The 12,521-nt window shown below is 73.0% G+C and carries 12 protein-coding genes and 1 riboswitch; of the genes, 5 read left to right on the forward strand and 7 right to left on the reverse strand.

The genetic code is table 11. The features are described from left to right. Positions 1-93: 93 nt before the first annotated feature. Complete coding sequence (locus tag AMK10_RS19990; RefSeq protein WP_073749156.1) at positions 94-1,497, forward strand: glycoside hydrolase family 43 protein; 1,404 nt, start codon at positions 94-96, stop codon at positions 1,495-1,497. Positions 1,498-1,518: 21 nt separating this feature from the next. Here AMK10_RS19990 and thiD read toward each other — a convergent pair whose 3' ends face one another. From thiD to AMK10_RS20020, 6 genes are all read right to left on the reverse strand, one after another. Further along, on the reverse strand, positions 1,519-2,316 hold the full coding sequence (thiD, locus tag AMK10_RS19995) for a bifunctional hydroxymethylpyrimidine kinase/phosphomethylpyrimidine kinase (protein ID WP_073749157.1): 798 nt from the start codon (positions 2,314-2,316) through the stop codon (positions 1,519-1,521). Beyond that, positions 2,313-2,990: a thiamine phosphate synthase gene (thiE, locus tag AMK10_RS20000; RefSeq protein WP_073749158.1), complete on the reverse strand. Its 678-nt coding sequence runs from the start codon at positions 2,988-2,990 to the stop codon at positions 2,313-2,315. The genes thiD and thiE overlap by 4 nt, the downstream gene beginning before the upstream one ends. Beyond that, complete coding sequence (gene thiM / locus AMK10_RS20005) at positions 2,987-3,796, reverse strand: hydroxyethylthiazole kinase (RefSeq protein ID WP_073749159.1); 810 nt, start codon at positions 3,794-3,796, stop codon at positions 2,987-2,989. Before thiM ends, thiE begins: the two co-directional genes overlap by 4 nt. 65 nt (positions 3,797-3,861) lie before the next feature. After that, positions 3,862-5,268, reverse strand: coding sequence for a purine-cytosine permease family protein (locus tag AMK10_RS20010; RefSeq protein WP_073749160.1), 1,407 nt, complete (start codon positions 5,266-5,268; stop codon positions 3,862-3,864). Further along, positions 5,259-5,353: riboswitch (TPP riboswitch) on the reverse strand. (Overlaps the previous gene by 10 nt.) A 252-nt stretch (positions 5,354-5,605) precedes the next feature. Continuing rightward, entirely contained in the window at positions 5,606-6,172 is a 567-nt protein-coding gene (locus tag AMK10_RS20015; RefSeq protein WP_073749161.1) for a type 1 glutamine amidotransferase domain-containing protein, read from the reverse strand. Positions 6,173-6,364: 192 nt separating this feature from the next. Beyond that, positions 6,365-6,823 carry a DUF5709 domain-containing protein gene (locus AMK10_RS20020; protein ID WP_073749162.1) on the reverse strand — a complete coding sequence of 153 codons (459 nt, stop codon included), beginning with the start codon at positions 6,821-6,823 and terminating at the stop codon, positions 6,365-6,367. 407 nt (positions 6,824-7,230) lie between these two features. Here AMK10_RS20020 and AMK10_RS20025 point away from each other — a divergent pair, with 407 nt between their 5' ends. From AMK10_RS20025 to AMK10_RS20040, 4 genes are all read left to right on the forward strand, one after another. After that, positions 7,231-8,982 (forward strand): diacylglycerol kinase family protein, encoded by a 1,752-nt coding sequence (locus tag AMK10_RS20025; RefSeq protein WP_073749163.1) that lies wholly within the window; start codon positions 7,231-7,233, stop codon positions 8,980-8,982. Between the two features lies 1 nt (position 8,983). Continuing rightward, on the forward strand, positions 8,984-9,937 hold the full coding sequence (locus AMK10_RS20030; protein ID WP_073749164.1) for a YihY/virulence factor BrkB family protein: 954 nt from the start codon (positions 8,984-8,986) through the stop codon (positions 9,935-9,937). After that, positions 9,938-10,720, forward strand: a complete 783-nt coding sequence (locus AMK10_RS20035) for a phosphatase PAP2 family protein (protein WP_073749165.1) — start codon at positions 9,938-9,940, stop codon at positions 10,718-10,720. It abuts the gene before it with no gap. A gap of 76 nt (positions 10,721-10,796) precedes the next feature. Further along, positions 10,797-11,423 (forward strand): alpha-ketoglutarate-dependent dioxygenase AlkB, encoded by a 627-nt coding sequence (locus tag AMK10_RS20040; protein ID WP_073749166.1) that lies wholly within the window; start codon positions 10,797-10,799, stop codon positions 11,421-11,423. A gap of 530 nt (positions 11,424-11,953) precedes the next feature. On the opposite strand, the gene AMK10_RS20045 is transcribed toward AMK10_RS20040, so the two are convergent. Further along, positions 11,954-12,358 (reverse strand): cupin domain-containing protein, encoded by a 405-nt coding sequence (locus tag AMK10_RS20045; RefSeq protein WP_073749167.1) that lies wholly within the window; start codon positions 12,356-12,358, stop codon positions 11,954-11,956. Between the last annotated feature and the right edge of the window lie 163 nt (positions 12,359-12,521).

The following is a 12,521-nucleotide window of genomic DNA, read 5'->3' on the forward strand; positions in this document are numbered from 1 at the left end:
TTCGACCGGTCCATCGAACTCTGTTCGAAATCTCGACCCGTGGTGGAAGTCGCCGCGGTCCGCTCGCCCGACCCGCAGACATCCGGAGAGCTGATGAGCGCACACCCCCGCCCCCACCCCGCTCCCTCGCGCAGGCTGTTCCTGGGCGCCGCCGCCGCCACCTCGATGGCGGTGGCCGCCGATCTGACGCTGGGTGCCCGTCCCGCGCACGCCGCGGACGCCGCCTACGTCATGGGGTACTTCACCGAGTCGCCGCAGGGAGCCGGCACCGACTACGGCCTGCACCTGGCCGTCAGCACGGACTCCCTGAACTGGATGCCGCTGAACCAGAACAACCCCGTCGTCACGCCCACCCAGGGGGCGGGCGGCCTGCGCGATCCGTTCATCATGCGCAAGCGCGACGGCACCTTCGTGGTGCTGGCCACCGACCTCAAAGGCACCGACTGGGGCTACAACAGCCAGTACGTCCACGTGTGGGACTCCACCGACCTGCGCACCTTCACCAACTACCGCCGCCCCAAGCTGCACTCCATGGCCACCCACAGCTGGGCGCCCGAAGCCTTCTGGGACGCGGGGCGCGGACAGTACGCCCTGATCTACTCGGCCGTGAACGCCACCGGCCACAACGTCCTGATGGTCAACTACACCGCCGACTTCACGACCGTCTCCGCGCCCCAGGTGTTCTTCGACCCCGGGTACGACGTCATCGACGGCGACATGGCCGTCGGAGTGAACGGGGTCAACTACCTCTACTTCAAGAGCAGCAGCACGGGCGGCCTGGTCGGCGCACGCTCGACCTCGCTCGACCCGGGGAGCTTCGTCCCCTTCAGCACCTCGGTCGCCCACGGCGGCACCGAGGCCCCCACCCTGGTGAAGTCCCTGACCTCCAGCACCTGGTACCTGTGGGGCGACACCTACACACCCAACGGCGTGTTCTACGCCTGGCGGACCTCCGACCTCGCCGCGGGCAGCTGGACCCCGGTCGACCAGAAGCTCTACACCCACCCGGTCAACGCCAAGCACTGCACGATCGCCCCCATCGCGGCCGGCGAGTACAACAACCTCGTCAGCCGCTGGGGCGCCCCCGCCTGGAACCGGTTGAAGTCCTACAACTACCCGGACCGCTACGTCCGCCACGCCGGCTTCGTCGCCCAGATCGACACTTACCCCTTCGACCCGTACACCGACTCCCAGTGGCAGCTCGTCCCCGGTCTCGCCGACTCCTCGGGCGTCTCCTTCCGGTCGGTCAACTACCCCACCCGCTACCTGCGGCACTACGACTACCAGCTCCGGCTGGACGCCGACGACGGCACCACCGCCTTCGCCCAGGACGCCACCTTCCACAAGGTCGCCGGTCTGGCCGACGCCTCCTGGGCGTCCTTCCGCTCGCACAACAACCCCACGCGCTACATCAGGCACTCCGGCTACGCGCTGCGCATCGATCCGGTGTCGACCGCCACGGACCGGGCGGACGCCACGTTCTCCGTCGGTCACTGAGCAACGGCCCGGCCCGGAACGTCAGTTCCGCCCGCGGATGGCCCAGCCGTGGTCCACGGGTCCGATGCCGGTGCCCAGTGCGAAACCCGCCGCGATCGCGGCCGTGACGTAGTCCTTCGCCCGGCGCACCGCGTCCGGAACGGGGCGGCCCTGCGCCAGGCCCACCGCGACGGCCGACGCGAGGGTGCAGCCCGTGCCGTGGGTGTGGCGGTTGTCGTGGCGGGGGGCACGCAGCCAGTGCTCCTCCGTGCCGTCCGTCAGCAGGTCCACCGCCTCGCCCGGCAGATGACCGCCCTTCACCAGCACCCAGCGGGGGCCGTACGAGAGGAGTCGCGCCGCGGCCCGGCGCATCCCCGCCTCATCCGTCACCACGAGGCCCGTGAGCTGTGCGACCTCGTCGAGATTCGGCGTGGCCACGGTCGCGACCGGCAGGAGCTCGTTCCGTACGGCGTCCAGCGCCTCGTCGGCCAGCAGTCTGTCGCCGTGCTTGGACACGCTCACGGGGTCCACGACGACAGGGGCCGCCGAGTCCGCCAGCAGCTCGGCGACCTCCGTCACCAGGCCGGGCGAGGCGAGCATCCCCGTCTTCACCGCCTGGACGCCGATGTCGTCGACGACACTGCGGTACTGGGCGCGCACCGCTTCCACGGGGATCTCCCACGCACCCTGCACGCCCAGGGAGTTCTGGGCGGTGACGGCGGTGAGCACGCTCATTCCGTGGGCGCCGAGCGCCAGCATGGTCTTGAGGTCGGCCTGGATTCCGGCTCCTCCGCCGGAGTCCGATCCGGCGACGGTGAGTACGCGGGGCGGCGCGGTCATGCGCGGCTCTCCTCTCGTTCGTGGTTCCAGGCACCGGCGTACGCGCGGGCCGATGCGAGGGGGTCCTCGGCGGCGCAGATGCCGGACACGACGGCGGCGCCCACCGCCCCGGCGGTTCGCAGGACCGGCAGGTCGGCCGGGGTGACCCCGCCGATGGCCACGGCGGGCAGTGCGCTGATCCGGGCGAGGCGGGTGAAGCCCGCGTGGCCGAGCGCGGCAGGGGCGTCCGCCTTCGTACGGGTCGTGTGCAGCGCGCCGATGCCGATGTGGTCGACGCGCGCCGGGTCCTCGGCGGCGGCGCGCAGCTGCCCCGGGGTGGCCGCGCTCAGGCCCAGTACCGCGTGCTGCCCGATCAGTTCGCGTACGGCGGCCGGCGGCAGGTCCGACTGGCCGACGTGTACGCCCGTCACGCGCGCCCCGGCTGCCCGGGCCGCGAGGAACACGTCCACCCTGTCGTTGACGATCAGCGCCACCCGTCCGGGGAGAACCGCGGCCACCTCCAGGACCGTACGCAGGAACTCCCGCCCCGTGGCGTACTTCTCCCGGACCTGTACGGCGGTGACGCCCCCGGCCACGGCCAGGGCGACGGTCTCCGCCACGCTCCGCCCACGGGACGCGCACTGGGCCGCGTCCGTGACGAGGTAGACCGACAGATCCACCGGCGTCCGGGTCATGAGAGCGCCGCCCGCGCGGTGAGGTCCGCTTCGTTCAGCGCGTCGAGCGCGTCCAGGAACGCGACGGCGAACCCGCCGGGCCCCGACGCGGTCCTCGCGGCGAGCTCGGCGGCGACCGTGTACGCGGTGGCGGCGGTCACCACCGCGGCGAAGCGGTCCTCCTCGACGGCCGCGAAGGCCGCCATCACCGCGCCCAGAGCACAGCCGCCCCCGGTCACCCGGGTCAACAAGGCGTCGCCGTTGGCTATCCGGGCATCGCGCACCCCGTCGGTGACGAAGTCCACGGGCCCGGAGACGGCGACCACCGATCCCGCCGTACGCGCCAGTTCGCGCGCCGAGTCCTCCGCGGCCTCGACACTGTCGGACGCGTCCACGCCGCGTCCGCCACCGCCCGCTCCCGCGAGCGCGACGATCTCGGAGGCGTTGCCCCGGATCACGGTCGGCCGCAGCGCCAGCAGCTCCCGTGCCAGCGCGGTCCGCACCGGCAGCGCGCCCACCGCCACCGGGTCGAGGACCCACGGCGTACCCGCCGAGGCCGCAGCGTGCGCCGCCTCGGCCATGGCGATGCGCTGCTCCGCGTGCGGGGTGCCGAGATTGACGAGGACACCCGAGGCGATCCCGGCGAAGGGACCGGCCTCCTCCGGGATGTCGACCATGGCCGGTGAAGCGCCCAGCGCCAGCAGGACATTGGCGGTGAAGCCCGTGACCACCGCGTTGGTGAGGCACTGGACCAGAGGGGAGTCCGCCCGCACCCGTGCGAGGGACCGCGGGGCGAAGGACGGGTGATCGGCGGATGTCGGGGGCATGCGATGTCGCTCCGTCAGGGGGAGAGGAGAGGGGACGAGGAGAAGGAGGCCGGCGGCCGTACGCGTCAGGCCCGCCCGCGGGCGCGCAGCCGCAGCGGCGCGTAGACGGCGAGTGCCACGAGGAAGGCGACGTAGTACGAGAGGTCGGCGCCGTGCAGAGCCGCCGCCACCGGGCCCACGTACAGGCTGGTGTCCATGAAGGGCACCGCCGCGGCGAAGGCGACGGCGAACGCCAGCAACGGGGGCCATCCCGGCTGGGGCCGCGCCGTCTCGGCGGCCAGATCGACCGCCGCGCCGCCGCGCGCCCGGGCCCGGGCGAGCCAGTCCACGACGACGATCGCCACGAATCCGGGAATCCAGTAGCCGACGAACAGCAGTACGTTCTGGAAGCGGGCCGTGGTGTCGGCGGCGTGCATCCACAGCACCAGGGGGAAGCCGAGCACGGCGGCGAGGGCGGCGGCGGCCGGGCGTGGGATGCGTACTCCGACGGTCTGCAGGGCCAGGGAACCGCTGTAGTCGTTCATGGCGTTGCTGCACAGCGCGGCCAGGGCCACGGCCAGCAGCCCGAACGCGCCGAGCGCACCACCGCCCAGCAGTTCGTCCACGCCTGCCGCCGTCTGGTCGGTCAGCACGGAAGCGCCCCACAGACCGATCGCCTGGACGGCCACGAAGGACACCACGAGGCCGAGCAGCGTGCACCAGAACATGCGGGTACGGGAGGTCGTACGGGGCAGATAGCGGCTGAAGTCGCTGGCGTACGGAGCCCAGGACAGCGACAGGCTGAGGGCGATGGTGCTGGTCAGGACGAACGCGCCCGCCTTGTCGGCGCCGTGTGCCGCACCGCTGTCGGCCACCGGGACGCCGTCGAGCAGCCGCCAGGCGATCAGGGCGAACGCGGCGGCGAGCACGAAGGTCATGATGATCTGGAGCCGGTGGATCGCCTCGTAGCCCAGGACACCGAGAGCGCCCTGAGCCACCATCATGACCAGGACGCCGAGCCAGAAGGGCCAGCCGCACAGCCGCGCGAGCGCGTCCCCGCCGAACAGCCCGATCAGCGCGTCCCAGGCGACCGAGGACAGCCACTGCAGGACGCCGGGCACCGCCACGGACCGCCCGAAGGCGAGCCGGGCCAGCGGTAGTTGACCGGCACCGGTCAGGCTGCCCCAGGTGCCGAGGTAGGCGGTCGGCACCGCGCCGATCACGGTGCCCAGCACGACGGCGGTGAGCGCGGCAGTGAAGTCCAGTCCGAGGGCGATGCCGACGGTGCCGGTGAACACGCCGGTCATGGTCAGGTTCGGGGCGAACCACACGGTGAACAGGCGCCCCGCGCCGCCGTAACGGTTGCTCTCGGGGACCGGCTCGATGCCGTGCGACTCGACACGCAGGTCGCCGGGGGCCGCAGGCATGCGGCCGTCGAAGACGGCCGGCCGGCTGTCGGCGGGCAGCCCGCCGGAAACATGCGTCAAAGGCATGGAGACATCCCTCCGCCAGTACGAACTGGTTCAGGTTCGACGGGTGTGATCTCAGCCCTCGGATGGGGCACCCCGTGTCCGGTACGACGAACAGACTAGCCCCATCCCTCCGGCTCCCACATCGCCGGGACCGGTACTCAGGGAGGAGCCGGGAGCGGAGCGGGCCGCTCGAAGCCGGACGGTCAGGGGGCCGTCCGGCGTGTGTGAGGGGCCGTCCGGCCTGGGCGGGGGCAGCCGGAGGCCGGGGCGCCCGTGCGGCTGCGCCCCGGTCGACGGATCCACGGCATCAGTGAGGGCGCCGACGGCACGGGCCCACCGGCCGCCGCCGCGCACCCCCTCAGGACCGGGCCGAGAGTGCCTTGTCGATCGCGCCGAGGAAGGCTTCCAGGTCACCCGGATCGCGCGAGGTGATCAGAGTCCAGCCGCCCGAGCCGTCGGTCACCACCGGCTCGTCGGTCCACTCGCCGCCCGCGTTGCGGATGTCGGTGCGCAGCGAGGCGTAGGACGTCAGCCGCTTGCCGGCGACGGCACCTGCCTCGACCAACGCCCAGGGGCCGTGGCAGATCGCGGCGACGGGACGCCCCGAGTCCGTGAAGGAGCGGACGATCGCGGTGGTGTCGCGCTGGAGGCGGAGGGTGTCGGCGTTCAGGGTGCCGCCGGGGATGAGCAGCAGGTCGTAGTCCTCGGGGTCGGCATCGGCCAGGGTGAGGTCGGGGCGGACCGACTCGCCCCGGTCCTTGTCGCCGACCAGCGTCACGATGTCGTCCGTCGAGACGGCCGCGACGTCGACCCGCGCCCCCGCGCCGCGCAGGTGGTCGAGAGGCACCATCAGCTCGTCCTGCTCCACGCCGTAGTTGGTGACCACGGCCAGTACCTTCGGGTGTTTCGTGCCGTTTCCGGTCATTGCCTGTCACCTTTCCTGCCGTGGGCCACCGGGTCGTGGCCCACGATCGTGGGCTTCCTCCGCTCGATGGAGCCATGCATGCCGGATCGGGGACCCGGGCGGGGGCCTGGCTCACGCCGGCTCGGGCAGCGTGCGGGGCTCACATCGGCTCGTGGGAGCGGGCGTGAGTCCCACATCGACCCGGGACGTGGCTCACGCCTCGTCCTCCTCCTGGATGTGCACCGCCGCCTCCTCGGCCGAGGCCGCGCCGCCGTCGATGCCCACGTCGTGGCCCAGCACCCCGTTGTTGCGCTGGGCGCGCGCGTCCTCGGCGGCGGCGACGCGTCCGGCGCGCACGCCTCCGGCATCGTCCTCCTCCGGGCCGTTGTCCTCCGGCCCCGCGTCGGCCGGGTCCGCCGCCAGCGGGTCCTCCTCGGGCCGCTCCTGCGCGAGGCGCTGGTCGAGGGACTCGCCCTCGCGCTGCTCCTCACCGGTCGTGCCGTACTTCGACACGCCGAGGGGCTTCTCCGGCGGGGAGTACCCCGTGTCCAGCATGTCGTCGAGACCGGGCTCGTCGAGCACGTTCTCCGGATCCAGCTCGTCCGTCGGCCGGTCGTCCGCGTCCGATGCGTCCGGCTGGTAGACGTCGTCACCGCGTCCTGCGTCCGACACCGGCTGCTCCTTCCGTTGGGGTATGCCGCATCCGCCGTCGCCCGTACTCCCGGGTCGTGCGGCGTCGCCGCTCTCCTGCCCACCCGAGTCGCGGTCATTGATGCGAACCGGCCGGATTTCGCCCGTGGCCGTTCCGCTCGTCCGGCGCGCACGCTCCGCGGTCCGTGGGCGGGGGCCGGGCAGAGGACCTGGTCAGCCCCGTACGGGCCGCCACCGGTCGGCCCCGGCAGCTTATGACCGATATCCGGCCGGTGCGACCGGGCGACGACGCTCGCCGCGGCGAGCGGGCGCGGAGACAGTGCGCGGCGGCAGGTCTGCCCGCGCGCAGCGGGGGCAGACGGCGAACGCCGGGGCGGGCCGCCCCGGCCCCATCCGAGGCCGAGAGGCACTGGAACGACGGGAACGCCATGCCCACCGACATACCCGAGAGACCCGCAGCACTCCTGCACGCACCCGCCGGGGTGCTGCCCCACAGCTCCGGAGAGCGCCGGGACACCGAAGCCGCCCGCCCCGCACCGCGGACCGCCGGGGGCATGGGACGGGCTGCCGGAATCATCGCCTCGACGGCGACGTGCCAGGCGGCGTTGATGGTGGGCCTCGGCCTCCTCATCACCGGCCCCGGGGCCCATGTGTGGCCCATGACAAGCGAGGACGCGGTCGCCCGGACCCTGGAGCGAGCCCGTACCGGCACCCTCGACACGGTCTCCTTCGTCGTGTCCGAGGCGGGCAACACGGCCACCGTCGTCGCCGGTACCCTCCTCAGCTGTCTCGTGCTCCTCGTGGTCCCGCGGCTGCCCCGGTGGAGGGAAGCGGTCTTCCTCGCCGTCGCCGTGTCGCTCCAGTCCCTGGTCTTCCTGCTGATCACCGAGGCCGTGGACCGTACCCGGCCCGACGTCGAGCGTCTCGACGCCTCGCCCCCCACCTCCAGCTACACCTCCGGCCACACCGGCGCGGCGACGGCGCTCTACGCCGGTCTCGCCGTCCTGGTCCTGCGCCGGGCCAAGGGCCCGTGGCGCCGGCCCGTGGCCGTACTGCTGCTGCTCGTGCCGGTCCTGGTGGGGATCGCCAGGGCCTACCGGGGGATGCACCATCCGACGGACATCGCGGGAGGCCTGCTCAACGGCGGGCTGTCCCTGCTGGTCGTCGGCAGGGCCCTCCTGGCGGGCCCGCACGTGCCCGCGCCCGCCCCGTCCGGTCAGGCGCCGCTCGCGGGGCCCGCAACGGAGGCGCCGCAGGGCGAGGCGTCCGGCCGCACCGCGGTGGTCTTCAACCCCACCGTCACCGACGAGGGCGACCGCGCCGCCCTGCGCGAGGTCCTGGAGCGTCACGGCCACCGGGCCGCGGAGTTCCTTCCGACCACGGCCGACGACCCGGGCACGGGCCAGGCGGCCGGCGCGGTGCGCGCGGGGGCCGCACTGGTCGTCGTCTGCGGCGGCGACGGGACGGTCCGGGCGGTCTCCGAGGCCCTGGCCGGCACCGGGGTACCGCTCGTGGTGGTGCCCTGCGGCACGGGCAACCTCCTCGCCCGCAATCTGGGCCTGCCGGTCAAGCCCGCCGAGGCGCTGGCCGCCGCGCTGGGCGGCGCTCCGCGCCGGATCGACCTCGGCCTGATCGAGGGCGACGGCATCGCCCCGGCGCACTTCACCGTGATGTCGGGGGCGGGGCTCGACGCCGCGATGCTGGAGAGCACCAGCGACCGCGCCAAGGCCGTGATCGGCTGGCCCGCGTACGTGGTCGGCGGCCTGCGCGAACTGCGCGCCCCCAGGATGCGCCTGACAGTGGGTCTGGACGGTGCGCGGCCCCTGCGCCGCAGCGCCCGGATGGTGCTGATCGCCAACACCGGCAAGGTGCAGGGCGGAGCGGCCCTCGTACCGGCGGCCCGGCCCGACGACGGTCTGCTGGACCTGCTGATCCTCGATCCGCGCGGCCCGGCGGGCTGGCTCGGCGCCGTCGTCTCGCTGCTGCGCGGCGACACGGGCGGGAAGGGTGCCGAGGGTTCCCGCTCCGTGGAGTACTTCACGTTCCGCCGCGCGGACATCCGCTTCGACGCGCCCCAGCCGCGCGAGCTGGACGGGGACCCGGTGCCACCCGGCCGGCAGTTCACCGCCCGGGTCGTGCCCGGCGCGCTGACGGTCCTGCTGCCCGTGCCGGGGGAGTGACATGGGAACCGCCACCCGCGTCCCGCAGACGCGGGACATGATCGGCAGCGAGCTCTCCGGTGACGAGGCGCTGGCCACCCTGAGGCGATACGGCCGCTGGCCGCTGCTGCGGGACTCCTTCGTGCGCTTCCGCTACGCCGACGGCTTCAGCCACTCCCGCGCCCTCGCCCTGCAGACCGTGCTGGCCGTGGTGCCGCTCGTCATCGCCTTCGTCGGGCTGTCGACGGCCCTGCACACCGAGGACCTGGGGCGGGTCGCGGAACTGACGATCCACCGGATCACGGCCGGGCCGAGCGCCGAAGTGGTCGACGACGCCCTGGACCGCAGCCGCCGGAACGCCGACGAGGGGGCCCAGGTGGCGCTCTGGTTCGGGCTCGTCTTCTCGCTGGCCAACACGACGACGGCCATGTGCCAGATAGAGCGCGGAGCCAACCGGATATACGGGGTCGAGCGCGACCGCGTCTTCCACCTGAAGTACCTGCGAGGTCTGGTGATGTCGCTGACCGCAGGCATACCGCTCGGCCTCGGTTTCGTCACCATGGTGGCCGGACGCGACCTGGTGGCGGCGGTGGTCGACGTGTACGGCCTGGGCGCCGACGCCCGGTCAGCCTGGGACCTGCTGCGCTGGCCCGTGGGCGTCGGCCTCGTGCTCCTCTCCGCGAGCGCGATATTCCGCCGCTCGCCACGACGGCGGCAGCCCGGCTACACCTGGCTCGCCTTCGGCGCCGCCGTCTACCTCGTGCTCTGGACCACGCTGACCTGGCTGCTCAGCCTCTACCTCCAGGTCAGCGGGTCCTTCGACACCGTCTACGGGCCGCTCACGGCCTTCATGTCCCTGCTGCTCTGGGCCTATCTCACCTCCATCGCCCTCTTCCTGGCCCTCTCCTTCGCGGCCCAGCTGGAAGCGGTGCGGGCCAAGCGGCCCGGACCCGTACAACCCGACCCTGGAGCCTGAATGCCCGCACGACCCCCTGCCCCCGCCCTGCTGCCGAGGCGCCGTGACGCCGACCGGCGATTCGGGATCCGGCTGTTCGGTTCCGCCGCCGTCGCCGCCGTGGCCGCCGTCCTCTTCGGTCTCCTGCTCGTCCTGGTGGAGAGCGGATGGCACCCGCTGCGGCGCCTGGACGCGGGCGCCGCACGGTGGCTGAACCGGGCCGCCCTGGACCACCCGGCGTGGACCGGCACCCTGCGCTTCCTCTCGGACGTGGTCTGGGACCCCGTCACCCTGCGCGCCGCGGTCGCGGTGCTCACCCTGTGGCTGCTGCACCGCCGTGCCTGGCGGCTTGCCGCGTGGTCGGCCGTCACCGCCGTGGCCGGAGGCCTGACCGGGCTGCTGGTGAAGGTCGTCGTCGAGCGGGCGAGGCCCGCCCTGCCGGAACCGGTGGCGCACGCTCCGGGCTTCTCGTTCCCCTCCGGTCACACGATGACCGCCACGACCTCGTTCGCGATCCTGCTGCTCGTCCTGCTGCCGATGGTGCACCGCGGGCTGCGTCCCCTGTTCTGGGCGGTCGCCGTGGTCTCGGTGCTGGGTGTCGGATTCACCCGTATCGCGCTGGGCGTGCACTGGTTCAGCGACGTGGTCGGCGGCTGGACCCTCGGGCTGGCCGTGGTCGCGCTGACGGGCTGGTCCTTCGAGGCATGGCGCGCGGACGCGGGACTGCGCCGCAGCGAGGTGGCCGAGGGACTGGAACCGGAGCTGAGCGGTGACGACGACCCGGAGGGCCCCGGAGCCGGCTGAGGGCACGCGCGGGTGGGCGGGGTCCACTCCGTCGCCAAGGGAACACTTGTTCTAATCGGCGCGTAGACTTGTCGCCATGTCTGTTCATCTCCAGGGTTCGCTCTTCGACCAGGCCGACGGCCCGTGCCTCGGCCCACTGACCGGGCTGCGGCGGACGGTTCTCGGTGACGGCGCCTGGACGGACCTGCTGCCCGGCTGGCTCGGCGGCGGCGACGAGCTCTTCGCGGAACTCGCGGCGGACGTCCCCTGGAAGGCCGAGCGCCGCCAGATGTACGACCGGACGGTCGACGTGCCCAGGCTGCTCGCCTTCTACGGCGAAGGGAACCCCCTGCCCAGCCCCGTGCTGCGCGAGGCCCGCGAGGCGCTCTCCTCCCACTACGGCGACGAGCTCGGCGAACCCTTCGCCACGGCGGGCCTCTGCTACTACCGGGACGGCCGCGACAGCGTCGCCTGGCACGGCGACCTGCACGGGCGCAGCTCCTACGAGGACACGATGGTGGCGATCCTCTCCCTCGGCGCCCCGCGCGACCTGCTCCTGCGCCCGTGCCGGGGCGGCGGCACGGTGCGGATGCCGCTCGGCCACGGCGACCTCGTCGTCATGGGCGGCTCCTGCCAGCGCACCTGGCAGCACGCGATTCCCAAGACCGCCCATGCCCGGGGGCCCCGGATCAGCGTCCAGTTCCGTCCGCGTGGCGTGCGCTGACTCCCTGACCAGGCAACTCGCCGGGTGAGGTAAACCTTACCCGGCACCGGACATCCACAGTCAACAATCTCGCGGAACATCTTGCCGACATCCGGTTCGTGCGATTACGGTCGCCGCCAAGAAGCTGACGCCGCACGCACCCCGCCCGAGGCAGTCGCCCCGGCCGGACCCGCATTCGGCAGTCGTGGCGTACCCCTGTGCGGGCGGTCCGGCCCCGTGCGGGCGCTTCCGGTCCCGGACCGGTGCGTCCGCCGGTCCTGACCACCGCCCGCATGATCGAGGAGCAAGTCATGGACCGCCGCCCCGCCACTCCATCGGACCGCCGCCCCGCCACCCCGTGGGCCCGTCGCCCTGCCACCCCGTCAACCCGTCGCCCCGTACAGCGCCGCCCGTGACGACGCGCCCGCCCCGAGACGTCCGCGTCCGGCCCGGCCGCGCGGCACGGGAGCGCCCGCGTCCAGGCACCGGTGTCCACCCCGTGCGGGCCCGCGCCGCCGGCCCGCCCTGCCGCGGACGGCCGGACCACGCGGTCACGCCATCTGGTCGGCGGCCGACAGGTGTTCCACGGTCACGCCCGTCTCGGTGAACGTCCGTGTCACCGTCCCCGACGTGTAGACCCACAGGATGCGCAGGGGAGTGTCACCGACGTTCCGGAAGAGGTGCGGTATCGGGGAGGGGATGTACGTGGTGTCGAACCGTTCGAGCCGGGTCACCTCTCCCTCCACCAGCACCTCGGCCTCGCCTTCGAGGACCGTCACGTGCTCGTCGCAGTTGTGCGAGTGCATCGGGGCCCCGGAACCCACCGGATACACGCTCATACCGCTGGTGATCAGATTCTCGCCGTCCGACGCCGGAGTCGTGACCAGCGGGGTCGTCACGATCGAACCCCCTCGGTCCAGAAGCCGGACGGAAGCGGTCTTGATGATGACTGTCATGCGGAATCCCTCTCGAAGTCGGTGCGTCGTCCGACGTTAGGCGCCGTACCGGTGGATGAGAGGCATCCGGCGTGCAGCTTTACCTTGCATTCCGAGGAGGGTGAGCCTCGGCGACACGGGGGTACGGTCGGCTCCCGTTACACGGTCGAAGCGCTCGTGTCAC

The sequence above is a fragment of the Streptomyces sp. CB02058 genome, from assembly GCF_001905505.1.
Classification (GTDB): domain Bacteria; phylum Actinomycetota; class Actinomycetes; order Streptomycetales; family Streptomycetaceae; genus Streptomyces.